Origin of the sequence: Bifidobacterium sp. wkB338, assembly GCF_003688325.1 — a bacterium.
Taxonomy (GTDB): Bacteria; Actinomycetota; Actinomycetes; order Actinomycetales; family Bifidobacteriaceae; genus Bombiscardovia; species Bombiscardovia polysaccharolytica.
Genome location: NZ_NPOR01000013.1, coordinates 45,937 through 72,152, shown reverse-complemented (window position 1 = coordinate 72,152; position 26,216 = coordinate 45,937). Strand labels below are relative to the sequence as shown.

The 26,216-nt window shown below is 61.5% G+C and carries 17 protein-coding genes; 5 read left to right on the top strand and 12 right to left on the bottom strand.

Features of this window, described 5'->3' with window-relative positions; genetic code table 11:
- Positions 1-2 precede the first annotated feature (2 nt).
- From CI603_RS03345 to CI603_RS03330, 4 genes are all read right to left on the bottom strand, one after another.
- On the bottom strand, positions 3-1,361 hold the full coding sequence (locus CI603_RS03345; protein ID WP_183122231.1) for a glycoside hydrolase family 27 protein: 1,359 nt from the start codon (positions 1,359-1,361) through the stop codon (positions 3-5).
- A gap of 52 nt (positions 1,362-1,413) precedes the next feature.
- A complete protein-coding gene (locus tag CI603_RS03340; protein ID WP_121913039.1) occupies positions 1,414-2,484 on the bottom strand; it encodes a glycoside hydrolase family 43 protein in 1,071 nt (356 codons plus the stop codon).
- Between the two features lie 111 nt (positions 2,485-2,595).
- Positions 2,596-4,503, bottom strand: coding sequence for an ABC transporter ATP-binding protein (locus CI603_RS03335; protein WP_121913038.1), 1,908 nt, complete (start codon positions 4,501-4,503; stop codon positions 2,596-2,598).
- Between the two features lie 29 nt (positions 4,504-4,532).
- A complete protein-coding gene (locus CI603_RS03330; RefSeq protein ID WP_121913037.1) occupies positions 4,533-6,371 on the bottom strand; it encodes an ABC transporter ATP-binding protein in 1,839 nt (612 codons plus the stop codon).
- Between the two features lie 303 nt (positions 6,372-6,674).
- Between CI603_RS03330 and CI603_RS03325 the strand changes: the two genes are divergently transcribed.
- Entirely contained in the window at positions 6,675-7,697 is a 1,023-nt protein-coding gene (locus CI603_RS03325; RefSeq protein WP_121913036.1) for a LacI family DNA-binding transcriptional regulator, read from the top strand.
- 41 nt (positions 7,698-7,738) lie between these two features.
- On the opposite strand, the gene CI603_RS03320 is transcribed toward CI603_RS03325, so the two are convergent.
- The 5 genes from CI603_RS03320 to metG all read right to left on the bottom strand — a co-directional run bounded on the left by CI603_RS03320 (position 7,739) and on the right by metG (position 16,702).
- Positions 7,739-10,801, bottom strand: a complete 3,063-nt coding sequence (locus tag CI603_RS03320) for an HAD-IA family hydrolase (protein WP_121913035.1) — start codon at positions 10,799-10,801, stop codon at positions 7,739-7,741.
- Positions 10,802-10,867: 66 nt separating this feature from the next.
- Positions 10,868-11,761 (bottom strand): carbohydrate ABC transporter permease, encoded by an 894-nt coding sequence (locus CI603_RS03315; RefSeq protein WP_046322293.1) that lies wholly within the window; start codon positions 11,759-11,761, stop codon positions 10,868-10,870.
- Positions 11,758-12,744, bottom strand: a complete 987-nt coding sequence (locus tag CI603_RS03310; RefSeq protein ID WP_046322292.1) for a carbohydrate ABC transporter permease — start codon at positions 12,742-12,744, stop codon at positions 11,758-11,760. The genes CI603_RS03315 and CI603_RS03310 overlap by 4 nt, the downstream gene beginning before the upstream one ends.
- Before the next feature lie 146 nt (positions 12,745-12,890).
- Positions 12,891-14,273, bottom strand: a complete 1,383-nt coding sequence (locus CI603_RS03305; RefSeq protein WP_046322291.1) for an ABC transporter substrate-binding protein — start codon at positions 14,271-14,273, stop codon at positions 12,891-12,893.
- A gap of 542 nt (positions 14,274-14,815) precedes the next feature.
- Positions 14,816-16,702, bottom strand: coding sequence for a methionine--tRNA ligase (metG, locus tag CI603_RS03300; RefSeq protein WP_121913034.1), 1,887 nt, complete (start codon positions 16,700-16,702; stop codon positions 14,816-14,818).
- 414 nt (positions 16,703-17,116) lie between these two features.
- Between metG and CI603_RS03295 the strand changes: the two genes are divergently transcribed.
- Complete coding sequence (locus tag CI603_RS03295; protein WP_141650028.1) at positions 17,117-17,608, top strand: hypothetical protein; 492 nt, start codon at positions 17,117-17,119, stop codon at positions 17,606-17,608.
- A complete protein-coding gene (locus tag CI603_RS09150; RefSeq protein ID WP_232342074.1) occupies positions 17,605-18,066 on the top strand; it encodes a hypothetical protein in 462 nt (153 codons plus the stop codon). Before CI603_RS03295 ends, CI603_RS09150 begins: the two co-directional genes overlap by 4 nt.
- On the opposite strand, the gene rsmI is transcribed toward CI603_RS09150, so the two are convergent.
- Positions 18,030-18,959, bottom strand: coding sequence for a 16S rRNA (cytidine(1402)-2'-O)-methyltransferase (gene rsmI, locus CI603_RS03285; RefSeq protein WP_232339541.1), 930 nt, complete (start codon positions 18,957-18,959; stop codon positions 18,030-18,032). The genes CI603_RS09150 and rsmI overlap by 37 nt on opposite strands.
- Positions 18,960-19,209: 250 nt before the next feature.
- Between rsmI and CI603_RS03280 the strand changes: the two genes are divergently transcribed.
- Positions 19,210-20,766, top strand: coding sequence for a dolichyl-phosphate-mannose--protein mannosyltransferase (locus CI603_RS03280; protein ID WP_121913077.1), 1,557 nt, complete (start codon positions 19,210-19,212; stop codon positions 20,764-20,766).
- 74 nt (positions 20,767-20,840) lie between these two features.
- On the opposite strand, the gene CI603_RS03275 is transcribed toward CI603_RS03280, so the two are convergent.
- A complete protein-coding gene (locus CI603_RS03275) occupies positions 20,841-22,307 on the bottom strand; it encodes a glycoside hydrolase family 1 protein (RefSeq protein ID WP_259465462.1) in 1,467 nt (488 codons plus the stop codon).
- Between the two features lie 107 nt (positions 22,308-22,414).
- Positions 22,415-23,236: a TetR/AcrR family transcriptional regulator gene (locus CI603_RS03270; protein ID WP_121913031.1), complete on the bottom strand. Its 822-nt coding sequence runs from the start codon at positions 23,234-23,236 to the stop codon at positions 22,415-22,417.
- A 409-nt stretch (positions 23,237-23,645) separates the two neighbouring features.
- On the opposite strand from CI603_RS03270, the gene CI603_RS03265 reads away from it, so the two are divergent.
- Entirely contained in the window at positions 23,646-26,147 is a 2,502-nt protein-coding gene (locus tag CI603_RS03265; protein ID WP_121913030.1) for a GH36-type glycosyl hydrolase domain-containing protein, read from the top strand.
- The last annotated feature ends 69 nt before the right edge of the window (positions 26,148-26,216 follow it).

The window sequence follows — 26,216 nt, the reverse complement described above, 5'->3', positions numbered from 1 at the left end:
CCTCAGTGGGGATCCAGAGCCACCCAGACCACACCGTGTGCAGGCACAAGAGTCACCAGCTCACGGTCGACACCCTGTCCTTCCAGGCTGATCTGGGCGGGCTCCGAGGTCCGGCCCCGCCACAGGTCGACCGGGGTCCAGGCCCCGTCCGCCCTATCCAGGCCCACCAGTGAGGACAGGGCCGTCCTGACCTGCCGCGGGCGATCCCCGGTCCAGAAGACAGCCGCATAGACCCCGCTGGCATGGGCCGAGGGGGTTCCGTCGGCCCAGTCGCTGGCCAGGGCCCTCCAGACGATTTCCTCGCCTGAGATCTCCTTGCCTTGGTCATCCCCGCCCTCGACCGGCTCCCGGATGATCTCGCCATTGTCGGCCGATCCGGCGGTGACCTCCTCCAGGGCCGGGTTATCCAGAAGCGACAAGGTGGCCTCATCGCTGCTGGGAAGGTCGCCGCCCACCATCAGCGGCGAGCGCCCCATGGCCCAAAGACTCAACATGGTGCGCTGCTCGTCGGCTGTCAGGAGGCTTGACCGGTCCCCGCCCCGCTCGGCCCGCAGCCCGATATGCCCAAGGGGCAGCATGTCCGCATCGGCCCAGTGGCCCGTGCTCTGCAAAGGTGCCCAACGGGCCAGACGGGCGAACTGGGCGTATAGGTCCTGCCAACGATCCCAGAGGTCGTCCGAAATCCGCCAGAGCTGGGCGTGATCCCGCAGGAAGCCGAGATGGGTGGTGGGCACCCGGGTGCCCGGGGACAGGGAGAGGGTCATGGGATGGCCATGGGCCTGCTCGGCCTTGCGGATGGCCCGGGCGTAGGCGTCAATCTCACGATCCATGAAGGGGACCTGCATATCGTCCACCTTCAGGTAATCCACCCCCCAACGGGCGAACTGGTCAACCTGGGCGTCATACCAGGCCTGGGCTCCCGGATGGGACTGGTCCAGACCGTAATTGTCGGGATTCCACACACAGACATGGGCGGTATCAGCCACCTGGGCGGCGGTGTAGGAGGTGCCGAGGACGGGCAGGTTCCGCTCAACCGCCAGCCGAGGGATGCCCCGCATGACGTGGATGCCGAAGCGCAATCCCAGATCGTGGATCCGAGCGGCCAGCGGAGCGAACCCCTGGCCGTCGGCCGCCGACGGAAACCGGACCGGGTCGGGCAGCTGCCGACCATAGTCATCCAGGACCAGTGGCGCCTTGGCGTTGTAGCCATGGGCCCTGGCGGTCGGGTCGTACCAGGCGATGTCTATGACGACCGTGTCCCAGCCCACTGGGAGCAGCCTGTCGCGCATAATCTGCGCGTTGTCCAGAACCTCCTGCTCGGTGACGGTGGTCCCGTAGCTGTCCCAGCTGTTCCACCCCATAGGCGGTCTCCAGGCCTTGTCCATGTCTTGCTCCTTTCTCGGTCCTTTTGTTTCAGTTCTGTTGCGCCAAAGGGCGCAGACGTTCGTATTCCTGCCGGGTCAGGGACAGGACCCCGCCGTGCTTGGTATGGGGGCGCAGGTGGAAGTCCTGCTCCCGGGCGTAGTCGAATCCCGCATCCGGATCATCACTGACCATGGGCCTGTAGCCCACCGAAGGGATCACATCCACCAACAGATACCAACGGTTCCGGGCGTGGTCGGCGTAGAGGGCCGGACCCTCCACGCCCGAGGGGTTGCCATCAGCGCACCAGCCGGCGCCAATGCGCTCCTGGATGGTGGTCCACCGGGCCTGTGGCAGCCACCATCGAGGATCGTCGGTGCTGTCCAGCCAGATGCCCCGACCAAAGCCGTTGTCCTTGGTGGCCCGGTAGGTGCGCAGGCCGCCGCCAGGCAGGGGACGCTGGACCATGGTGGTGTCGATGGCATTGCGACCGGTATCGATAAGGACTCCCCCGTAACGGAAGTGCTCCTGGGTAAAGTCGGTGGTTGACCCCCAGAGCACCCGGTCATATACCGACGGGTCGGCATGGTCGGAATCATCCTGGTCAAAGAGCTTGGATGACCAGTAGAGGACGAAGGCACCCTGCTCCGGCCCCTCGTAGTCGGGCACCCATAGGCACTCCGGAGCCCAGGCCATGCCCAAGGGGACCCTGCTGCCGTCCTGCTGCAAGGACACATCCAGCGGCCGGGGGCCAGACCAATGAATTAGGTCGTCAGTGGACCAGATCATCAGCTTGGTGCTGCCGTGGTGGGACCAGTGCTCCCAGCCGCTGCCCTGTGACTGATCGCCGCCGAACACCCGCAGGTCGGTGGCCATGGCATAGACCCGGCCATTGCGCGGGTCACGCACCATGTAGGGGTCCCGCAGGCCGGTGGTGCCCAGGTGCGAGGTCAGCAGCGGCCTGCCCCCGTACAGCGGATCCCAGCTCAGAGGGTCGTCGCCCCGGGACAGGTCAAAGTAGAGGCGCTCGGCATACCCCTGGGGGTCTTCAATGAAGTGCACCATCAGATACCCGTAGGGGTCGGCTCCTTCGGCGTCCTTGTGAACCGTATTGCTCAACATCTGCTCCTTTGCCCTGGCTGCCGAACCTGTCGGCTTTTGACTTGTCGTTGCTCATTTTACAACGATGTAATCCTGCTAATCGGGAACCATTGCAACGCATAGGCCGGCCTGCTATTGCGCAGAGACGACCGAATCCTGCCGAACCTGGTTGCCCTGTCTAGCATCATCGTCCGGCTGTGTCGATTGCGCCTGGTCGCCGTTGGCCGTGCGGATCATGGCGTACTGGGACTCGTGCAGCCGGTAGTAGGCACCTCTCTTGGCCAGAAGCTCCTGGTGGGTGCCATGCTCCACGATCTGCCCGTGATCGATGTAGAAGATCTGGTCCGCATTTTCGATGGTGGACAGCCGGTGGGCGATGACGAAGGAGGTCCGCCCCTTGAGCAGGTGGGCCAGTCCGGCCTGGAGGGCCTCCTCAGTGCGGGTATCGATGCTGCTGGTCGCCTCGTCCAGGATCAGGATGCGGGGGTCGGCCAGCAGAACCCTGGCAAAGGCGATCAGCTGCCGCTGACCTGCGGAGAGGGTGGATCCGCGCTCCTCGACCTTGGTATCGTAGCCGTCGGGCAGCTCCATGATGAACTCGTGGGCATGGACGGCCTTGGCGGCCTCCTCGATCTGCTGGTCAGTGGCATCCAGACGGCCGTAGCGGATGTTCTCGCGCACATTGCCGGTGAAGATGAAGGTGTCCTGAAGCATGACCCCCATCTGTCGGCGCAGGGAGGCCAGGGTCACATCGCGCACGTCATGCCCGTCCACGCAGACGCTCCCCTCGGTCACGTCGTAGAAGCGCGAGAGAAGGTTGACGATGGTGGTCTTGCCGGCACCCGTGGGTCCAACCAGGGCGACCGTGCTGCCTGCCGGCACATGGAAGTCCACCAGGTTGAGAATGTTGCGGCCTCCGGGCTCGTATTTGAATACCACGTCGTTGAAGTCCACCCTGCCCTTGACCGGCGGCAGCTCTATGGCCCCCGGGCGGTCCTCGATCTCCGGGTGGACGTCCAGGGTCTCGAAGATGCGCTCCAGGTAGGCCGAGCAGGTGATCAGCTGGTTGTAGAAGTTGCCGATGTTGATGATGGGGTTCCAGAAGTTGTTGGCATAGCCGACGAAGGCGATCAGCATACCCGTGGTCACCTGCACGCCGCCCAGGCCGGTGATCCCCAGATAGTAGATCAGTGCGATGGTGATGGTGGAGATGTTCTGCACTCCTGGCCACATCAGGTACTGGATGTGCACGGCCCGCATCCAGGAGCTGCGAACCTGCCCCTGCTGCTCCTGGAAAGTGTGGAACTGCTCGCGCTCCCTGACGAAGGTCTGCGTAGTCTTGACACCTGCGATGGACTCATGGATGTAGGCGTTCAGATTGCTCTGCTTGTTGGACAGACGCTGGTAGGCCCGCCGCTGGAAGCGCTGGAGAACCAGCACATAGAGCACCAACAGGGGCATGAGGACCAGGGACCAGAGGGTCAGCCTCCAGTCGATGACGAACATGACCACCAGGGTCAGCAGGAAGGTGAAGATGTCTGCGATCACGTTGATCAGACCCGAGCTCAGGGTGTCCGAGAGGGTGTTGACGTAGTTGACCACCCTGATCAGGATCTTGCCGTGGGGCCTGGAATCGAAGTAGGAGAAGGGCAGGGTCTGTATGTGGGTGAAGAGGTCCCGGCGCATGTCCTTGAGCATGAGCTGGCCCACCTGGGTGATGGCCACGGTCCGGTAGCGCAGAAGAAGCTCGTAGACCACGATGGCCAGCAGGAAGACCGCGCCCAGGGCGAAGAGCCGGACCGGGTCCTTGGAGGGGATGACCGTGTCGATCATGGTCTTGGTCATGTAGGGGATGGCTACTGCGATGGCGCTCATGGACAGGACCGCCGCCAGGATGATCACCCCCTGGCGCAGGTAGGGCTTCAGATAGGCCCCTATACGCTTGATGTCCCCAAAGTCAATCTGCTCCTCCAGGTCCTCGTCCTCGCGGAAGGTGTTCCTGCGCGCGGTGCCCGCCGAACGTTGCTCTTTCTGCTTCATCGTCTCACCTTGCCATGCCTGCTGATGTGTCAGAATCCCACCGACTGCCCGGATTGCAGCCCCAACTGCTTGCGGTATATCCGGTAATAGCGGCCGTGGGCGTGGACCAGATCCTCATGGGACCCGCGTTCTACGATCCTGCCGTGGTCCAGGACCAGGATCAGGTCGGAATCCTTGATGGAGGAGATCCTGTGGGCGATGGTAACCATGGTCCTGGTGCCCTCCATCTCCTGCAGATGCCGCTGGATGGTGGCCTCGGTCTCCATGTCGACGGCCGATGTGGTGTCGTCCATGATCAGGATGGCCGGGTCATCAGCCAGGGCCCGGGCCAGGCTGAGCCGCTGCTTCTGGCCGCCTGACAGGCCCACGCCGCGCTCGCCCACCACGGTGTCGTAGCCCTCGGGCATCCGGTTGATGAAGGAGTCAGCGCCGGCCATGGAGGCCATGGTCCTGACGTACTGCTCGTCGTCGCGGTGGGCTCCGAAGGCGATGTTGTCGCCGATGGTGTCCGAGAAGAGGAAGGTGTCCTGTGCCACGATGTTGACCTGCCGCCGCAGCAGATCCAGGGGCCACTGCCTGGCGTCGATCCCGTCGATGAGCACATGGCCCACGGTGGGGTCGTAGAAGCGGGCCACCAGGCTGACCAGGGTGGACTTGCCCGAGCCGGTCTCCCCCAGTATGCCCAGCCGGGTGCCGGCCGCCACGTGGAAGTCGATGTCCTTGAGAATGGGGGTCTCCGGATCGTCAGGGAAGGCGAAACTGACGTGGTCGAAGCGGATGTCCCCACGGATTCTGACCGGGTCCTCGGTCTGCTCGCCGTTGACCTTGGCGCGAACCGTGGCTGCCTGGACCACGCTGGCCTGGGCGTTCTTGCGCTCGACAATCCTGGGCTCGGCCGTCAGCAGCCGACGGATCTTGACGCAGGAGGCGTTGAATCGCTCCACATCGTTGATCAGCCAGCCGGACTGGCGCACAGGGCCGTCAATCATCCACAGAAAACTGTTGAAGGAGACCAGGGCGCCCAGGGTCATCTGCTGGCGGATGACCAGCCAGCCGCCCAGGATCAGGGTGATCAGCTGGAGCATGTAGGAGCAGCCGTCCAGCCATGGCATATAGGTGCGGCTGTTGCGGGCGGAGTCCATGTTGCGTTCCATGTAGTCATCGTTGTGCCGATCGAACTTCTCGGTCTCATAGGGCTCGCGGACGAAGGCCTTGACCACCCGGTTGCCTTCGATGTTCTCCTCGACCATGGAATTGAGGGATGCCAGCGAGTTGCGGATGGCGTAGAAGAGCGGGTGGGCGTGCTTCGAGAGCTGCCAGGTGAAGTAGAAGAGGAATGGCGTCACCGCCAGCAGGGCTAGGGCCAGCCGCCATTCGATGGTGAACATGACGGCCAGCGACCCAACGAAGAGACAGACAGCCTCCAGGATGTTGTAGGAGACCCAAGAGACGAAGTGGCGGATGGCATCGGTGTCCGAGGTCATCCGGCTCATGATGTCGCCGTTGCGGGTGTGGTTGAAGTAGGTGAAGTCCATGTCGTGGAGCTTCTCATACTCGTCGCTGACCAGCCGATAGATGGTGTTCTGGCCGAATCGCTCCATGAACATCTGGTAGCCATAGCGGCAGATGCTGCGCCCAAGGGTGACGGCTATCATGGCGAAACAAAGCTTGGGCAGCCGGTCCTCATGTCCCTGGCCAATGACCTGGTCCACGATCATGCCCGCCAAAATGGGCATAAGCATGACCAGGACCTTATCCGCCGCAAAAAGCAGGAAGGCGGCGGCGATTCTACCGGCGTCCGGCCTGCAGTAGGGGAGGATCCATCGAAGGTTGCTGCTGTGCTGATTCTTCGCAGAATCGACGTACATTGGAGGACACCCTCACGTTCCCTGTTGAACTTCTCTGATCTGGTCTTCTCATTGCCGTGACCGTCCGGGAGAGTGACTGACCGATGGTGACGCCCGGCTATGTTCCTCGCCTATGCAACGCCGCGCGTGTCCGCCCTGGATTCGTCAAGCGTTGCCTATTTTATTGGAGCCTGAACCAGATGCAACCCCGATAATCCGGGCGTGTCTGCATCAGCAAGAATCACCTGACCAGCAGAACAAAGGCATCCAGCCGCCTCGAGGATCGCGGATTCCCTTGTGACTTCACGCTGGCATAATGACGGTATGACCGTAAGAATCGAAGACGTGGCCCGCTTGTCCGGCGTCTCAACGGCCACGGTCTCACGGGCCCTACGGGGGCTGCCCGGGGTGGGCGGGCGAACCCGTGAACTAGTCCTCCAGGCCGCCAAGGCCCTGGGATACACCCCCTCCCCCACCGCCTCCTCTCTGGCCAGCGGGCGGACCCATTCCATCGGATTGATCCAGCCGGACATGTCGCGGTGGTTCTTCAGCACCATCCTCGAATGCGCGGAACAGACCTTCCGCAAGGCAGGCTATGACGCCCTTGTCTACTCCCTGCCCGACTACCTTGGCCCCAAACGTCAACGGTTCAAGGCACGGGATCTGGTGGGAAAGGTGGACGCGGTCCTGGTCCTCTCACTCTTCTTCGACAAGCAGGAGGAGGCCGAACTTCGATCCCTGGGTGTGCCGGCCGTCTTCGTTTCCGTTCGCCAGAAGGGCTACAGTCATGTAGGAATCGACGACGGGCAGGCTGCGGCACAGGCCTGCCGTCACTTGATTACGTTGGGGCACAAGACCATAGGCCACCTGTCAGGTCAGACCAATGACCTCTGCCCATTCGCTCCCTCCCAGCGCAGACGGGATGGCTGGAAGCAGACCCTGACGCGCTTCAACCTCGAGTGCTCCGACAGCTTGGACGAAGCAGTGACCATCATGACGGCATCCAATGGCTACCTGGCCACCAAACGCCTCCTGGACCGGCGCCCCGATATCACTGCCATCATGGCGTCCTCGGACGAAATGGCCATGGGGGCCATCCAAGCCATCCGCGAGCGCGGCCTGGCAGTGGGTCGAGACGTCTCGGTCATCGGCATCGACGGGCACGACCTGGGCCGACCATTCGGACTGACTACAGTGGCCCAACCGGTACGCAAGCAGGGGGTGACAGCGGCCGAGGTCGCGCTGAAGGCCATCGAGGGCGACCTGGCACTGAAGACGATCATCTTCCCCACCACACTGATAGAGCGGGCCACCGTCGGCCCCCCGCCCGCCGGTATGATCCGCTGACCGGTGAACCTCCTTAGATAGCTGTATTCAGAGGCCCTCGTTCACACCTGACGGGGATGACCATTGACGTTGAGGACCATAGCCGGTCCTGACATGCGCTGCAACCCCACACCTTCCGGCGTCACCGTCACCCTGATCGACGTCCCCCTGATCAGAAGGGTGTATTCCAAAGAGGTCCACCCGTCCGGCAGACGGGGATCGATCCCTATGGCCGTTCCCCCCGTATCCCTCATTCCACCGAAGCCGCAGACCAAGGTCGACCAGACACCACCGGCGGCCGCCAGGTGGATGCCATCCTCGGTATTGTCATGAAGGTTGAACACATCGGCGAAGAGGGACCGCCTGAAGTAGTCCATGGCCAGCTCCTTACGCCCCACCTCGGCAGCGAGAATCGACTGGGAGGCGGCCGAAAGGGTGGAATCCCCAGTGGTCAGCGGGTCGTAATAATCGAAGTCGGCCAACTTCTGCTCGGGGGTAAACCAGGAGCTGAGCAGGAAGAGGGCCAGGACCACGTCCGTCTGCTTGAGGACCTTGTGGCCGTAGATGGCCAGGGGGTGGTAGTAGAGGAGCAGGGGGCGGGCCGGACAGTGTTCGAAGTCCCACTTGGGCCTGTTCATGAATTGGGCGTCCTGGGCATGAACCCCCTCCTGATTGGCGTAAGGCATGAACATAGCCTCGGCCATCCCCTTCCAGATCTTCAGGTCCTCATCACCGAATCCCAGGCGTTGACGGGCCTGGGCCAGGATCTCCCCGGTCTCGTCGGCCGCATCAAGCCGGTGGACGGCCTGTATGACGGCCATGAGGTTGAACCGGGCCATCTGGTTGGTATAGAGGTTGTCATCCACCAAAGCCGTGTACTCGTCCGGCCCGGTCACACTGTGTATATGAAAACGTCCGTCCGACTGGTAGCTGCCCAGGGATGCCCACATACGTGCGGTCTCGACCAGTATGTCAATCCCCTCCCGGCCCAGGTAATCATCATCCCCGCTCACTAGCACATACTGCATGAGGGCATAGGCTATGTCGGCGTCGATGTGGTATTGGGCGGTGCCGGTGGGGAAGTAGGCCGACCCCTCTTCGCCGTTGATGGTCCTCCAGGGGAAAAGGGCCCCGTCCAGATTCATGATGGCAGCGCGCCTGCGTGCAGCCGGGAGCATCTCATGCCGATAGTGGAGGATGGCCCTGGCTCGTGCGGGGTCGGTGTAGGTCAGAAAGGGAAGGATGTAAATCTCTGTGTCCCAGAAGTAGTGACCGTCATATCCCGAACCACTCAATCCCTTGGCCCCCACTCCGTTCCTGACCTGGGCCGTGGCCTGGGCCAGCTGGAAGATCTCCCACCGGCTCACCTGCTGGATACGGCCACCGTCCCCGGCAGCCACCTGCACGTCCCCCCTTCGCCAGAAGTCCTCCAGCCAGGAACGCTGCGCCCCCTCAAGACCGCCTGCCCCCCTATGGCAGGCGCTGTCGAGATCCTCCAGGCAGGCCAGGACCATGCTCCTGGCATCCGACCCCTCCCTTGTGCGCACGACCAAACCGCAATCGACCCCGACCGGGAGGATGGATGGGCTCCGGTAGGCGGCGTAGCGTCGGACTGAGACCCTTCCGCCTGCAGGCACACGTAGGTGCCAGACATCCTCCGGGAGGGCGGAGGTCACCATGGGCCTCGCACCTGGATCGCCGCCTGTACTTTCCGCATACTGGCGGACGGCCAGGACTGCGGTCATCTGTGAGTTGTTGCAGCGGTAGACATGGCAGACAGGGCCCTCCTGATCCCCGTCTGCGTCCTCCAGGACCTCGTGTATGCCGCAGCCGTCGACCAGGTTGGACTTCCGTGGATCGTTAGAAGCCTGTCGACGGGGTGCGTTGCCGTTGATCCTGGCATCCACATCCACCGTCATTGTCCTGTCAGGTGATTCGATAATCAGAGTATAGAGGGCCAGATGGGGGTCGAAGAGGCAGACCATACGCTCCACCGTCACGGACAGGTCGGCCCCATCGTCGGTACGGTAACGCCGGACGTAGGATGATATCCCCCGTCTGAAATCGACCTTTTGGCTGGCAGAGACCGGACTGCCCAGTGGGTAGCCATCCAGGCTCAGGGAGAAATCGGAGGCATCGGGTACCCCCTGGATCACCTGGCCGACACGGGCGAACCCGTAAGCGGTCTCAGGGTGCTTGATGGTGAAGGTGTCATGGAAGCCGCTCATGAAGGTCCCGCTGCCCAGGTCCCGACTGGGGTCCCCGGCCCCTCTAACCCCGATGTTCCCGTTCGACACGGAAAAGAGGGTCGCACTGTTTGAATCCCCCTCCTTGTTCTCAATCAGTGCCCAAGGATCCACAGGGTAGGTGGTCGGATCCAGGTCGGCCGGCCTTGCCAGATCGGCGCGGGCGGATCCGTCCTGAATCATCTCGATCAGCTGGTCGACCACATGGTCGGCACCGGAGTCCAAGAGGGCCTGCCGACCGGCCCCCCGATCCACACCGACAACCATGCCGAACCCCCCGGCCCGGCCGGCCGCCACCCCGGAAAGGGCATCCTCGACCACCACGGCCTCCTCCGGCCGAACCCCCAAGAGGTGTGCGGCAAAGGCATAGGTGTCGGGGGCTGGCTTCCCCTTGAGCCCCTCCCTGGCCCTGACATTCCCGTCCACTATGACGTCGAAGAAGTTCCTGATGCCGGCCGCGCTGAGCACGGTATTGGCGTTGCGGGAGCTGGATACCACCGCCAGGCGCTTGCCTGTCCCCATCAGGTGACGCAGGACATCCACAGTGTCGGGGTAGGGCTCAATCCCCTCCTCATTCAGAAGACGCTCGAATATGGCGTTCTTGCGGTTGCCCAGCCCGCAGATGCTGCGGACCGTAGGTCCGTCCGCAGGATTCCCCTGCGGCAGGTCCACCCCCCTGCTGGCCAGGACCGCGGAAACCCCGTCATAGCGGGGCTTGCCATCGACATAATTAAAATAGTCCTGGTCCTCATAAGGGCTGACGTCCTCCGGCAGGACCTGGTCGAACAGCTCTTTCCAGGCGGCCTTGTGCAGGCGAACCGTGGGAACCAGGACCCCGTCCAAATCGAAGAGAACAGCCAGACTCTGGACAATTTTCATGGTTGCGCATCCTACTCACTTGTTCTTGCGGATCAGATGAATCTGCCGGACTCCGAACAGGTTTTTTCAGCCCTTGACCGCCCCAGCAAGCATACCGCGGACGAAATAGCGTTGCAGGAATAGGAAGACGGCCACCGGGACGACCATGGCTATGAAGGCACCGGGTGCCAGAAGGTACCAGGCCGACCCGCGGGAACCGACCATGTCGGACAGGCGGGATGTCAGCGGGGCTGTCGCCGGGGTGTTTCCAGCGAAGGCCAGCGCCACCAGCAGGTCATTCCAGACCCAGAGGAACTGGAAAATGGCGAAGGATGCTATGGCAGGGACCATGAGGGGCAGGACCACCTTCAGGAAGATCTGCACATGGCTGGCTCCGTCGACCTTGGCCGCCTCGATCAGTTCCTTGGGTATATCCAGCATGAAGTTGTGCAGGAGGAAGATGGCCAGCGGAAGTCCGAACATGGTGTGCGACAGCCACAGGACCCAGAAGGTGTTGTTGAGCCCCCACTTCACATACTGGGAGAGCAGGGGAATCATGGTCACCTGGATGGGGACCACCTGGAGGGCGAAGACAGCAACGAAGAGGATGTTCTTGCCGGGGAACTCGCACCATGCGAAGGCATAGGCCGCCAGGAGCGCCAGGGTGATGGGGATGAGTACGCCGGGGATGGTGATGACGAAGGAGTTGACGAAGTAGGCGCCCAGGTTGTAGCCACCGCCCAGCACCGACTTGTAGTTGCCCAGGCCGAAATCCTTCCAATGGGAGGGGCTCAGGCTGGTCCACCAGCCGGAGGTGGATATGGCCATCCTGTTGTCACGGAAACTGGTCACCAGGAGGCCGACGGTGGGGATGGTCCACAAGACGGCGATGATAATGGAGATGGCCGAGCTCCAGGGAGAGGACAGCTTGTTCCTGGTGCGGATCAGCGCCTTTTCATGGCGGGTCAGTTTCCTGCTCATCTCACATCCTGCGACTTTCTCATTTGGTGGACGTTGAACGCTATCAGGGGGATGACGACGATGAACATGATCACCGCCAGGGCGGCCCCCAGACCTGTGTTCTGGTACTGGAAGGACTGTGTGTAGAACTCGTTGGCTATCACCGAGGTCCCGTAGTTGCCGGCCGTCATGGTCCTGACCACATCGAAGGCCTTGAGCCCGGCCATGGCCACGGTGGTCAGAACGACCACTATGGAGGGCCTGATCATGGGGACGGTCACATAGAAGAACTGTTGACGGGCATCGACCCCGTCCAGACGGGCTGCCTCGGTCAAGTCGTCAGGAATGGCCTTGATGGCCGCCGACAGGACGGTCATGGCATACCCGGCCTCAATCCAGATCATGACGAATATGAGGAGGAAGGTGTTTAGCGGTGAGGACATCAGCCACTGCGGGGCCGAGGCCGTCTTGTTGCCGAAGAGGTGGGCCAGACCGGTATAGACGGCGGACAGGAGTCCCACGCGCTGGTCATAGACGAACTTCCAGATGATGGAGGCCCCTACCATGGATATGGCCATGGGCAGGAAGATCAGGGACTTGGCCAGCTTCTCGAACCGGGTCCTGTCCACCAGGACAGCGTAGAGCAGGCCGATGGCCGTAGAGCACAAGGGAACCAGAACAGTCCACAGGATCGTGTTGATCAGGACCTGGACGAACTGAGGCTCGGAGAATATCTTCACGTAATTGGCGAACCCCACCGCCTCGTTGCCGTCACGTCCGTAGAAGGAGTCACGGAAAGTGACGATTGTGGGGTAGAGCAGGCCGAAACATACCAGGGCCACCGAGGGCAGGAGGAACATGACCGCCACTCCCCAGGAGGGCATCCGCTTGGGCAGGTTGGTCAGGAAGAGGATCAACGCCATGACGCCGACGAAGATGAGGATGGCCAGAAGCATGGCCAGGAGTTTGGACAGGTTGCTGTCCGGATGCAGAATGAAATCCATGGTTGTAAGAAGCCTTTCTCAGGCCACCCCCTCCGCAGCCGGGGCTGGCGGAGGGGGTGCACTCTTTACCGTGCGTCGGGGTGGCACAGGGCCTGACTATGACTTATGGAGCTGTGGGCCTTGAAGCGTCCCGAGGGAACACGAACTCACTTGACGTCGCTGGGCCAGGATTCCTCGACTGCGTCGAGCACCTGCTGCTCGGACTTGTTCTGGGCAAAGTAGGCTATCATCTGCTTCCAGAAGGAGCCCGTACCCACCTCGGCAGGCATCATGTCTGAGGCGTCGAAACGGAAGGTGGTTCCCTCGGCAGTCAGAGACTCATAAGCCAGCTTGTCGATGGGCTTGAGATTCTTCTCGTCCAGTCCGGTGTTGGCCGTAATCCAGCCCGTCATAGCCTTGGCGCGTGCGTTGGCGTACTCAGGCGATGAGAGGAACTCTTCGAACTTCTGCACCTCGGGCTTGTCGGAGAAGGCGATGGCGAAGTCACCCCCGCCAATCATGCTCTTATGCTGGGCATCCTTGCTGGGCATGGGGAAGGCCCAGACATCCCCGTCCTTGGCGATCTTGATATCGGGGTTGGCTGTCTGGTAGTTGCTTTGATAGAAGAGAGCCATGTGCATGAGGTAGCCCTTGCCATCCACCAAGGGGGTGCCGGCATCCTGCCACGCGGTAGAGGCTATGGACTGGATGTCGCCGAAACCACCGTTGACGTAGGCCGGATCCTTCAGGATCTTGCCGATCTCCTTGAAAGCGGCCAGAATCTTGGGATCGTTGAAGGGGATTGTGTGGTCGACCCACTTGTTGTAGGTGTCGGCATCGGTAAACCGCAAAACGGCATCCTCCAGCCAATCGGTGCCGGGCCAACCGGAGTCGGCTCCGCCCTCCAGACCCACGGACCAGGGCTTGACCGATGTATCCCCCTTGTTGTCATCGGCGATCTTCTTGGTCAGGTCCATCATCTCGTCCCAGGTGGTCGGGACCTTGTAGCCCTTTTCCTTGAAGGCCTTGGGCGAGTACCAGATGAAGGACTTGGCATTGGCATCCACCGGGATGGAGACCAGCTTGCCATCCAGGGTGGAGTAATCCTGCCAATCCTTGGAGTAGTACTTCTTCACATTCGCAGCAGCCTTGGCGGGGACATCCTTGACCTTGCCCGTGGCCACCATGTTCTTGATCATTCCCAGCTGAGGCATGATGGCCACATCCGGAGCGGAACCGGCCTTGACGCGGACTGGGAGCTGTGCGGCCATGTCACGCGAACCTTCATGCTCCACCTTAGCCCCGGTACAGTTGGCGAATTCGTTGAAAGCCTTGACCGTAGCATCCCCCTCCTGGTCGATCCAGGGGGTGTAGGTGGAGATCTTCTTGCCACTCAGGTCACCATACTTCTTGTAGGCAGTGCAACTGGCCGAATCGGCCTTCTTCGAACCATCGCCGGAGCCGTTGCCTGAGCCGCAGCCGGCCATGCCGAATAAGGTGGCTGAACTAACCACCAGGGCCAGCCCCTTCATTAACGTTGTTCTTCTCATACTTCTCCCACTACGTCGTGTTCGTGACCGTATACAGACAGTTCCTGTATTCAGGACCCACCATCCGTATGACAGTTCCTTCAGCGTCTTTGCACATTATTTCCGTACGGGTTCGCGACCCCGGCCGGACGCTTCCATGCGCATCTCTCAGTATAAGTACAAATATAGGTCATTGCAAGCGCTTACTCTGTTCTGTTCATTGGAAACGCACCGGATTACGGTAGGGCGGGAACAGCCGGGAACCTCGCAACCATGAGCGCAATGGCAAGGTCAGGATAAAGAGAAACCCGACGGCAAGGAACCGTCGGGTTGAGAGAGAAGAAGGGATTCAGTTATGAGGCCCAGGGAGGAGCCCCGCCGGTCATCACTTCAACCGGCACAATTTATACAACCATGGCTTTCTGCAAGTCCGGGTAGGATAAGCTCAAAGTTCCCTGTGAATCCTGTGCCCCTGTATGCACCTGGTCTTCCTGCCGTAGGTCCGGTCAGGGCCCGGGAAAGGCGGCCAGGAATCCGGAAAGACACAGTGGAGGGGGGGGGGGTCAGCCTTCCTCAGATCCGTTTTCCGCAGTCTTCAATTTGGTCTGCTCGGCCTCGAAGCGTGCCTTCTCCTTAGCCTTGCGCTCGTCCAACTGGGCCTGGAACCGATCCAGTTCCTCCTGCACGGCCTCCTTGGGGATTTTGGCAAAGATGGGGGCGGGTCTGGCGATCAGGGCCCCCTCCTTTACAGGCTCGCTCCTCCAAGGGTGCACATTGACGCCCAGCTGGTAGGTGCCAGTGATGATCGGGTAAGAGAAGCCGGGCTTGTCCAGGTCCTGGACCTCCTCCAGATGGGGCAGGGGGGAGAAGGTCCCCTCACCTCCCATGGTTTCGTAGACCTTCTGGGCCGAGTGCGGCAGGAAGGGGGCCAGAAGGGTGTTGGCGTCGCAGACAGCCTGGGCGGCGGTGTGGAGGACGGTGGCCAGGCGGTCTTGGTCCTCCTTGATTTTCCATGGTTCCTGTGCCGATAGGTACTTGTTGATATCGCTGACCAGGGCCATAGCCTCACCCAGAGCGGCCTTCTGGCGCTGGCGCTCGATCAGGGATCCCACAGTGTCGAAGGCCGACCGGGATTCCTCCAGGAGAGTCCGGTCCTCTTCAGTCAGCCAGCCTTCTTCAATGTGAGGGATCTGACCGAAATCCTTGTTGAGCAGGTTGGCAACGCGATTGACCAGGTTGCCCCAGGAGGCGGCCAGCTCCTCGTTGTTGTGCCGGACGAACTCCGCCCAGGTGAAGTCCGAGTCCGAAGTCTCCGGCCCGGCAATGGAAATGTAGTAGCGAACTGCATCGACTGGGTAACGTGCCAGGATGTCCTTGACGTAGATGACGATGCCTCGGGAGGAGCTGAACTTCTTGCCCTCCATGGTCATGAACTCGCTGGCCACCACCTGCTCAGGCAGGTTGAGCTCGCCGTAGGGCCCCGGCTCTCCTCCCTTGGATCCCTGGCCGTTGTAAGCCAGAATCTCCGAGGGCCAGATCTGCGAGTGGAAGGTGATGTTGTCCTTGCCCATGAAGTAGTAGCCCAAGGCCTTGGGATCATTCCACCACTTGCGCCATGCCTCAGGGTCGCCCTGACGGCGGGCCCATTCGATGGATGCCGACAGGTAGCCGATGACGGCGTCGAACCAGACGTAGAGCTTCTTGTTGGGGTCGTCGACCCACCCGTCCACCGGCACGGGAATACCCCAGTCGATGTCGCGGGTGATGGCCCGCGGCTTGACCTCCTTGAAGAGCCCCAGGGAGAAGTTGAGCACGTTGCTGCGCCAACCCTTGCGGGTTTTCAACCAGGCCAGGTTAGCCTCGGCCAGGGCAGGAAGATCCAAGAAGAAGTGCCTGGATTCCTCAAAACGGGGCGTCTCCCCATTGATCTTGGACACAGGGTTGATCAGCTCGTCCGGATCCAGCTCGTTGCCGCAGTTGTCGCACTGGTCGCCGCGAGCGCCATCGGCACCACAGATGGGGCAGGTCCCCTCAATATAGCGGTCCGGCAGGGTTCGTCCGGTGGAAGGCGAGATAGCCACCTTCTGTTGACCCTCATAGATGTAGCCATTGGCCCGGCACTGGCGGAAAAGCTCCTGCACCACCTTCTCGTGATTGCCGGTCGTGGTCCTGGTGAAGAGGTCATAGCTGAGTCCCAGATCGCACAGGTCCTTGACGATGACCCGGTTGTAGCGGTCGGCAATCTCTTGGGGACCTACCCCTTCGGCATCAGCCTCCACCAGGATGGGAGTGCCGTGCTCGTCGGTCCCCGAAACCATAAGGACATCATTGCCCTTCATGCGTTCGTAGCGTGCATAGACATCCGAAGGGACGCCGAACCCAGCGACGTGGCCGATGTGACGGGGCCCATTTGCATAGGGCCAGGCGACGGAAACAAGGATATGACTCATACCAGCAAGATTATCGGCTTAGGCCTACAATCCCCCGCCTCATCCACAAGACTGCCGGCTGTCAAGCAGATTATCCACAAGTTCACAAATTTAGGCCTCCTTCAGGCAAGCCCGGATACGGCACTTTACAGTCGAACCATGAATCGAGAACACGTCCTCGGGGGAGCGACGTGGGCGCCTGCCACTACCCTTGGCGCCAGCCGCACCCTTAGAGCTACAACCAAGCCGCCAGGCCGGGCACCGCTCGTCGACACCGCTCAGCAGTGTTTCGGGCCACGATACGGAACAGGCCCAACGCGCACCCGTGGCCGTCCGCCTACGACCGAATTCGGAACCCCGGTTCCTGAGCCCAAACCGCTGCCCAGTCTGATTCAGATCGGAGATCTGCCAGGTCCACTCAGCCTCAGCCTGCTGGTGAACGAGGGAATCGTGACCTGCCTGGACCGATCCTGTTGCTACCTGAACGAACAGGCGGAGGGACTCTACGGTCGCGCCTCGATCGTCATGTCCATGGTCCCTTACGGTGCAGCAGCATGCGGCGGACTGGCGCTCTGGGTATGGATCAACGGCCATTTCCCCGATGCTCTGGACATCATCTCCAACTCCCACTTCCGCACGCCGGTTTACGGCAGGCCCCTTCGCCCCCATCAGCGACAGCTGGATGCCCGTTATCTGATGAAGCTTGGGCGGCTCTGGGTGACTTCGCCGCTCTGGACGGCCTGTGATTTGGCCTGTGAGCCCACGGGCCAATGCAACGGTGAGGACATCATGGCGGTTCTCCATGAGCTCATGGAGCGGTATCATGTCAGCTGCGGATCCTGCGAGGCGCTTCTGTCCTCCAACCCCCGATGGCCTGGCCACGCTCAAGGACTGGATACCATAAGACGGCTCAAGGCGATCCTATGAATAAGGCGATGAGGGACGGCCGACGTAGTCATGGCCATCATCGGCACCAGGATCGGATCAGACACCGTCGTGAATCCTCCGCTACTGAACGCATGACCCGGCTCATGACTGCCATCAGCAGCCGGTCGCACCCCTCAACGGAAGACGATTGGAGTCAAGACGAACCCAATAGCCTCGAACCAATGGCCGAGGGGCGGGCCCCACCGCCAGAGCCTCCCTTGGTGCCAACGGCACTGATGGCCACAGATCCCGAGACCGACCCGAGCATCCTCTGGACCATCGCCCGAGAAGAGCCCCGGCTGCGCCGGTGGCTGGTGGCCAATCCCGCCGCTTCGCCGGCATTGCTGGAGACCGTCTCACAGCTGGGTGGGCCCGGTGTGCGCAGGGCGCTCGAAGTGCTGCTGGATGAAGAGGACGGGAATCAGTCCTCCTTATCCTCTTCAACGGCCAAGGCATAGATCCGCTTGCGATTAGGCAGGCTGCCATCGGCCAAGGGATGCTCGGCAGCCACCCGGGCGATAGCCTCCTTGAGCCGTAGGCCCTCGGATCTGGCCAGTTCGCGTGCCAGGTCTGCCAACTGCCGATCATCCATGGCCTCAGGGTCGTTGCGCCTGGCCTCCAAAGCAGAAGCACCAGCCACGACCAGGACCATCTCCCCCCTGGGGGGATCCTCCTGGAGGGAGCGCACAATGTCGCCGACGGTACCCCGCCGGATCTGCTCATGCTCCTTGGTCAGCTCCCTGCAGAGGGCCATGAGCCGGTCGGAGCCGAAGACCTCCTGAAGGTCCTGCATAGCCTGATCAATGCGGTGGGGTGTCTCGTAGAAGACCATGGTCCGCTCCTCGCTGCGCAGAGTGCGCAGATGCCGCAACCGCTCCTGATGTCGGCGGGGAAGAAACCCTTCGTAACAGAAGCGGTCAGTCGGCAGACCGGAGAGAGCCAGAGCGTCCAGCACAGCACTGGGGCCGGGAGCGCAGGTGACCGGTATGCCTCGTTCGATGGCCCGCTTTACGATGGCCATGCCCGGATCGTTGATGGTGGGCATACCCGCATCCGAGACCACCAGCACGCAGGCTCCGTCACGAACCTGATCCAAAATGGGATCGGCCATCCGTCGCTCATTATGATCGTGATAGGCCATAACCCTGCCGCCTACACGCACGCCCAATCGGTTGGCTAAGTCGTAGAGCCGCCGCGTGTCTTCCGCAGCAACCAGGTCCGCCGACTGCAGGAGCTCCACCAAACGTTTCGAGGCATCGGCGACATTGCCAATAGGCGTGGCCGCCAACACTACCGTTCCACGTGAAACACTAGGTGGAATCGGCTTCTCATGACTTTCTCTGCCCTGCATATGTCCATCGCTCCGGCCATTCGTGCTGCTCATGCCTTTAGTATGGCCTAATCTAGGGGTGATGACATCTTTGGCAGGGCTTTCTTCGCAGCATCGCTCCTCCAGACACGGCAGGCACGCCGCCCACCGGTCCGGTCGCCCTGTCATGCTGTCTATCTTCAGCTCGCCCATGGGTCAGCACACCAAGGGTCGGGTCAACCGGATCCACAGGCCCTCCCATCGGCAGAGCGGCTGGTTGGCCTGCATACTCATGGCTCTTTTAGGCGGGCTCTTGCGGTTTGTGCGGCTGGGCAGCCCCCGGGCCATCGTCTTCGACGAGACATATTACGTCAAAGACGCCTGGACCACGCTGATGACCGGCGAGCCACGCAACTGGCCCAAAAAAGCCGGCCCGCTGAACCTACCCATCGACCAGATCTTCGCCCAGGGGCAGACAAGCGACTGGTTGCCCCAGGCCGAATACGTGGTTCACCCGCCAGTAGGCAAGTGGTGCATCGCCCTGGGTCTCAAACTGTTCGGCGGAGCAGGCAATCCCTTCGCCTGGCGAGTGGCCACCGCTCTGGCCGGCACCGTCGCCATCCTGCTGCTCTGCCGTGTAGCTTTGCGCCTCTTCCACAACCTGCCCATCGCCCTGACGGCCGGCTTCCTCATGGCCATTGACGGTCTGGGCATCGTCATGAGCCGTACCGGCCTGCTGGACAACTTCGTCATGATCTTCGTTCTGGGAGCCTGGCTGTGTCTGATGGGCCATCGGGACTGGGCCAGGGCCAGGCTACGACAATCCTGGGCCAAGGACCAGGCTGATTTCCGCCTGCACTACCGGGTTAAGGTCATTCAGTCACAGGGACAGCAAGGGCAGAAAAGCCGTGTCGAGCTGCCCGTGGCCACCACCGGCCCTTTCATCGCCTGGTCCTGGTGGCGGACCGGAGCCGCCCTGCTGCTGGGCCTAGCCACCGGGACCAAGTGGTCGGGCGCCTACTTCTTCGCCGTCTTCGCCCTGATCTCGGTGCTCTGGGATGGCTGGGAGCGTCATCAAGCAGGGTATGGATCCTGGCTGCAGAGCGCCGTGTTCAGGGACGGACTGCCGGCGGCCTTGCTTATGATCCCCATCTGGGCGGGCACCTATTTGGCCTCCTGGACGGGATGGTTCCTGCACGACGATTCCTTCATGCACAATTGGGCGGCCCAGCACCCTGGCCAAGGCCTGACCTGGCTGCCGGAAGGGCTGCGATCCCTGGCTGAATACCACCGGCAGATGTGGCGCTTCCACACCACCCTGCATACCCGCCACCCATACATGGCCAACCCCCTGACTTGGCCCTTGCAGATCAGGCCCACCAGTTTCTACTGGCAGAAGCTCACGGGCTTCCCCGGCCTGTGCGGACTGGCCAAGGACTCCCCCTGTGTAGCCGCAGTCACATCCTTGGGCAATCCTCTGACCTGGTGGCTGGGCAGCATCTGCATGATCCTAGCCATCGTCATCGCCGTCGTGATCAAGCACGGAGATTGGCGGATCTGGGGGGTCCTGGCAGGCATGCTGGCCGGCTGGCTACCCTGGATCCAATACATGAACCGGACCACCTTCACTTTCTATTCCATCGTCATCCTGCCCTGGATGATCCTGGCCATCTGCTACGTGGTCAACTGGCTGCGGCAGAACTCGGACATCGTCCTCTACCGGCAGACCATGATCATGGGCCTGACCCTGCTGGGCCTGACCTCAGTCTTCTTCTACCCGCTGTGGACCGCCATGCCCATCCCCTATGACTTCTGGCGCATGCACATGTGGCTGTCCAGCTGGATCTAAGACAAAGAAGGCGGTCGGACAGCGATGCCCAACCGCCTTGCAGTAACCTTTGTATGTCTTGTATGCCGTCTTGCTCAGACTGCGCGATCACGGATGATTTGCGCGTAACGCAGACCGGAATCCTTCCAGATCCGCTCCTGGGTGTCATAGTCGACCCTGATCAGCCCAAAGCGCTTGGTGTAGCCCAGGGCCCACTCAAAGTTGTCCAGCAGGGACCAGGCAAAGTAGCCGGTCACCCGAGACCCGGCCTGAATGGCCTTGGCCACAGCCTTGACATGCTCTTCCAGATAGGCCACCCGCTTGGGGTCGTGGACGATCTTCCCGCCGGGCGCGTCCGGATCCTGACTGACCTGGTCATCCCAGGCGGAGCCGTTCTCGGTCACCATGAGTTCCATGTCGGGGAAACGTCGGCCCATCTCCACCAGCACATCGGTCAGACCCTGGGGTTCCTGGTTCCAGCCCATTCCCGTCAGCTCTCCCTGCGGGGCCTGCCCCTCCACGCTATCCTGGGCCGGCATAGCGTTGGCATGGCGATCGACCAGCTTGCCCTCGGGACCGACCGAGGCATCGGCGGATTCACCATCAGCCCTCCTGGCCTTTACATATGTGGTGGCATAGTAGTTCAGTCCTAGAACGTCAAGGGGCTGGTGGATGGTTTCCAGGTCACCGTCCTGCACGAAGCGCCAGTCGGTGTCCCCCCTCGCCGCCTGACTGACGCCTTCCGGATAAGCCCCCTCCAGCATGGGGGCCAGGAAGACCTCGTTGGCGAAGAGGTCGGCCCTCTTCTTGGCGGCGAGGTCCTCCGGGCTGTCCGAGGCCGCCCGGGTCACCTGAAGGTTGAGGGTGACCGAGAGTCGGGCATCCTGCCCAACCTGGGCCCTGATGGCCTGGCAGGCCAGTCCATGGGCCAGGTTCAGATGGTGGACGGCGGCCAAGGCCTGGTCGTAGTCTTTGATCCCGGGGGCATGGGCCCCGTTCCCATAACCCAGGTAAGCCGCGCACCAAGGCTCGTTCAGGGTGGTCCAGGTGTCCACCCGATCGCCGAAGGAAGCGGCCAGGGCGGAGGCGTAGTCGCCAAAACGGAGAGCTGTGTCCCTGCTGGGCCAGCCTCCGGCATCCTGTAGGTACTGGGGAAGGTCCCAGTGGTATAGGGTGACGACGGGCCTGATTCCATTGTCACGCAGCATATCAAGGACCTTCAGGTAGTGGTCCAGCCCGGCTTGGTTCACCGGACCACCGGCTGTAGGAAAAATACGGGACCAGGATATGGACATGCGGTAGGCGCCGACACCCATCTGCTTCATCAGGGCTATGTCTTCCGGGTAGCGGTGATACTGATCGCAGGCCACATCACCGTTGGATCCGTCGACGACTACGCCCGGTCGGGCGCAATATGTGTCCCAGATGGAATCCGTCCTGCCGTCCTCATGTGCCGCCCCTTCCACCTGGAAGGCGGCCGTGGCCGTTCCCCAAGTGAAATCGGACGGGAAGATGAACTTGCTCTCTTGGCCCATGCCAATCCTCTCTTCCGTTTCTTTCATATCCATAGCGCTTTACCCGCTTGCGATCATTTGCTGTCCTTCGGCCGACGGATACCCTTGGCGGCCGCCGTCCCACTGCAGACGCCGTCTGAACGAAGCTGCCGTTCCTAAGCCGTCTGCCCCCCACCCGTGATAAGGCCGTAGGAAGCCAGGCATTCTTCAGAATCCGGGTCGATGTCACTGGGGTCCATGAACCCATGCCACTTCTCCTGGGGGAAGAGCTCGTCGGAGAAGGCGAGCCACTCGGCCACCAGGTCGGCTGACCCGTCCGCCAGCCAGCGGTATTGCAGGCCATCCATGGCCGACATGCACAGCATCCACATGTGGTGGAAACGGTCCAGGTCGTACCCTCTGGGCAGGCACCAGTTCAGTGACTTGATGGTCTGCCAGAACTTCTGGTTGCGGCCTATGAAATAGCGGTGAGCTGGGTGTGAAGGGCTGAGGGCCTCACCGTTCAGGATGGAGAAGAGCTTGACCATCTCCGGCCTGCGGGCATTGAAAATAACGTTGTTGGCGCAGAATCGGGGGAAGAAGAGGAGGCTGTGTCCGTCCGCATCCGTCCCCGTACAGGTCTTGTAGATGAATTCGTCGGCTTCAGGAGAGTCATAGGCCTGCTCCATGACCATGCTGAACAGGTCGTTCTTGGAGTTGATGTAATGGTAGAGAGCGGCCTCTGTGATGCCTACCTGATCGGCCACGTCCTGCAGGGACATCCCCCAAAAGCCTTTGACGGCAATCACCTTGACGGCAGCCTTCACAATCTGATCCCTGCGTTCATCGGCAGTCATCCGCTTGCGCCGGGTGAAGGCCTTGCCGGTAAACACCTGACGAGCACGAGGGTTCTCCGAGAAAGTGGATCCGACCGTTGGGCCGGATCCGGTGGCCCTCTTGCCGGCCCGGTACTGGTTCCAATCCTCTACGCCGGTCATGAACCTCCTTTACACAGGCACCTTGCGGGCGGGGACCCCGTCCCTGCGGTTGCAGCCCGCCCTCGTGGGTCCCCATCATAACTGCAAGCGGCTCCAACATTCCCAACCCTTGGGGTTCCGAACTGTTGGTCGCCACATGATTTCAACCATTAAAGGAAATCCACACACGCTTATCTATAGGTTTATTAATGAATGCTATCATCTTAGTCAAACGATAATACAAACGCGGGTCGCCAGCCTAGCGGTCCTTCCCGTAGTGGGGTACGATTCCGGCAGCTATTCCCATCGGACGCTGTTGCCTTCAGGATGTCGTGGCCCCTGATACAGACCGGAAGGGCTGCCTGCGGCCTGCCCAACCGGCCCCAACCCGAGGGGGCTGAGCCAAGGTTGCATCGAGGATAGGGAGAACATGCATTACGGTTATTTTGACGACGCAGCCAGGGAGTATGTCATCGACACACCCGCCACCCCGCTGCCCTGGATCAACTATTTGGGCAACCAGGACTTCTTCTCCCTCATCTCCAACACAGGCGGCGGTTATTCTTTTTATAAAGACGCCAAGCTCCAGAGGATAACCCGCTACCGCTACAACGGGGTACCTGCCGACAACGGCAGCCGTAGCTACTATCTGAGCCTCATGAATCGGGACGACCCAGAGTCCGCCCCCCTAGCCACCTGGTCGCCCACCTTCCTGCCCTCCAGGACCCCCCTTGACCGGTACAGCTGCCGCCAGGGAACCGGATATACCATCTTCGAATCCTCCTACAAGGGGATCGACACAGTCATGACCGCCTTCGTTCCGGTGGATGCCGATGCCGAAATCAACCGTCTGAGAATCAGGAACACCACCGACTCTCCCGTCCTCCTGGATGTGACCGGCTGCGTGGAGTGGTGCCTGTGGAACGCCGTGGACGACTCCAGCAACTTCCAGCGCAACCTGTCTACAGGCGAAGTGGAGGTCGAGCAGGGATCGGAAGCCACCCTTCTCTACCACAAGACCGAGTACAAGGAACGCCGGAACCATTACGCCTTCTTCGGCGTCAACCGACATACCCGCGGGTTCGACACCAGCAGAGACGAATTTCTGGGTCGGTTCAACGGCTGGGACACTCCCCAGGCCATCACCGAAGGCAGAGCCCACAACTCTGTTGCGCACGGCTGGTTCCCCATAGCCGCCAACAGGGTCAGGCTATCCCTGGACCCCGGCCAGGAGGAGAGCCTGGTATTCATCCTGGGCTATGTCCAATTGCCCAAGGAAGACAAGTGGGAGGACCCGGATGACCCTGCCAAGGTGGGAATCATCAACAAGAAACCCGCACACGCCCTCTTCGACCGATTCAGAAGGGACGACCAGGTCGACCAGGCTTTCGCCGACCTCAAGGCCTATTGGGCCGACCTTCTGGGTCGGTTCACCGTGGACAGCGACGATCCTCGCCTGGACCGGATGGTCAACATCTGGCATCAGTACCAGTGCATGGTCACCTTCAACCTTTCGCGTTCGGCCTCCTATTTCGAGTCGGGCACGGGGAGGGGGATGGGCTTCCGCGACTCCAACCAGGATCTTCTGGGCTTCGTCCACCTGATCCCCGGCCGCGCCCGTCAGCGCATCATCGACATCGCCTCAACCCAGCTGGAGGATGGGTCGGCCTGGCACCAGTACCAACCCCTGACCAAGAGGGGGAACGCCGACATTGGCGGCGGCTTCAACGATGACCCTCTCTGGCTGGTGGCCGGTACCTACGCCTACCTGGCCGAGACCGGGGATTCCTCCATCCTGGAGGAGCCCGTCCCCTTCAACAATGTGGAAGGGACCGAAGAGCCCCTCCTGGAGCACCTCCGCAGATCGGTCGGGTTCACAATGAACCACCTGGGTCCGCATAAGCTCCCCCTGATCGGACGGGCCGATTGGAATGACTGCCTTGACCTCAACTGCTTCTCCGATACGCCGGGAGAGAGTTTCCAGACTGTCGAGAACAATGACACAGGCGTGGCTGAGTCGGTCCTGATCGGGGGTATGTTCGTCCTCTACGCCGACCACTACGCCGACATCCTGGACCATTACGGGACGGATTGCGGGATGGGCAGGGAGGCTGTTGCCCAGGAGACTGCCACGGTCCGCCAGGCCATCGAGAAGATGACCCATGCCGTGGAGGGGGCCGGCTGGGACGGCCGGTGGTTCCTCAGGGCCTACGATGCTTACTCCCGTCCTGTCGGTTCCCACACTGACACCGAGGGGCAGATCTACATCGAGCCTCAGGGGATGTGCGTGATGGCCGGTATTGGTCTTGGTGACGGCAAGGCCCGACAGGCTTTGACCTCGGTCAAGGAGAGGCTGACCTCCTCCTGGGGTACCGCCATCCTGGCCCCCGCCTATTCCACCTACCGTATCGAACTGGGCGAAATATCCTCCTATCCCAAGGGTTACAAAGAGAATGGCGGCATCTTCTGCCACGTCAACCCCTGGATCTCCATAGCCAACGCCATGGTCGGCGATGACGAGGAGGCCTTTGCGGTCTACAAGCGCACCTGCCCGGCCTACCTGGAGGAGAAGTCTGACATCCGCAAGGTGGAACCCTACGTCTACTGCCAGATGATGGCCGGTCCTGAATCCCCCACCCCCGGCGAGGGAAAGAACTCATGGCTGACAGGCACGGCTGCTTGGTCCTTCGTGGATGTCTCCCAGTACCTGCTGGGGGTCAGGCCCACCTTGGACGGGCTGGCTATAGAACCCCACCTGCCCATCGAATTCAACGAATTGACCATCGGCAGGACCTGGAGGGGGGTCACCTATCGGATTTCCATGAAGCGGACTGGAAGGCGTTCGGTCAGCTTGGACGGCCAGGAACTGAGTGGCGGGATAGTACCACCCCAGACCAGCGAAAATCCCGTAGACGTGACCGTGACCTTCTGAAGGACCGCCGAACCACCTGGTGAATTACAATGAATCACGGCCTGCGGGCCCTGAGTATCAAAGAGGATG

Bases quoted from the DNA above. Each gene is read 5' to 3' on its own strand.
- metG (WP_121913034.1), bottom strand. From the start codon at position 16,702: ATGAGTCATATCCTTGTTTCCGTCGCCTGGCCCTATGCAAATGGGCCC.
- CI603_RS03330 (WP_121913037.1), bottom strand. From the start codon at position 6,371: ATGTACGTCGATTCTGCGAAGAATCAGCACAGCAGCAACCTTCGATGG.
- CI603_RS03325 (WP_121913036.1), top strand. From the start codon at position 6,675: ATGACCGTAAGAATCGAAGACGTGGCCCGCTTGTCCGGCGTCTCAACG.
- CI603_RS03335 (WP_121913038.1), bottom strand. From the start codon at position 4,503: ATGAAGCAGAAAGAGCAACGTTCGGCGGGCACCGCGCGCAGGAACACC.
- CI603_RS03305 (WP_046322291.1), bottom strand. From the start codon at position 14,273: ATGAGAAGAACAACGTTAATGAAGGGGCTGGCCCTGGTGGTTAGTTCA.
- CI603_RS09150 (WP_232342074.1), top strand. From the start codon at position 17,605: ATGAATAAGGCGATGAGGGACGGCCGACGTAGTCATGGCCATCATCGG.
- CI603_RS03345 (WP_183122231.1), bottom strand. From the start codon at position 1,361: ATGGGGTGGAACAGCTGGGACAGCTACGGGACCACCGTCACCGAGCAG.
- CI603_RS03275 (WP_259465462.1), bottom strand. From the start codon at position 22,307: ATGAAAGAAACGGAAGAGAGGATTGGCATGGGCCAAGAGAGCAAGTTC.
- CI603_RS03315 (WP_046322293.1), bottom strand. From the start codon at position 11,761: ATGAGCAGGAAACTGACCCGCCATGAAAAGGCGCTGATCCGCACCAGG.
- CI603_RS03270 (WP_121913031.1), bottom strand. From the start codon at position 23,236: ATGACCGGCGTAGAGGATTGGAACCAGTACCGGGCCGGCAAGAGGGCC.
- CI603_RS03320 (WP_121913035.1), bottom strand. From the start codon at position 10,801: ATGAAAATTGTCCAGAGTCTGGCTGTTCTCTTCGATTTGGACGGGGTC.
- CI603_RS03280 (WP_121913077.1), top strand. From the start codon at position 19,210: ATGGCTCTTTTAGGCGGGCTCTTGCGGTTTGTGCGGCTGGGCAGCCCC.
- CI603_RS03310 (WP_046322292.1), bottom strand. From the start codon at position 12,744: ATGGATTTCATTCTGCATCCGGACAGCAACCTGTCCAAACTCCTGGCC.
- CI603_RS03265 (WP_121913030.1), top strand. From the start codon at position 23,646: ATGCATTACGGTTATTTTGACGACGCAGCCAGGGAGTATGTCATCGAC.
- rsmI (WP_232339541.1), bottom strand. From the start codon at position 18,959: ATGCAGGGCAGAGAAAGTCATGAGAAGCCGATTCCACCTAGTGTTTCA.
- CI603_RS03340 (WP_121913039.1), bottom strand. From the start codon at position 2,484: ATGTTGAGCAATACGGTTCACAAGGACGCCGAAGGAGCCGACCCCTAC.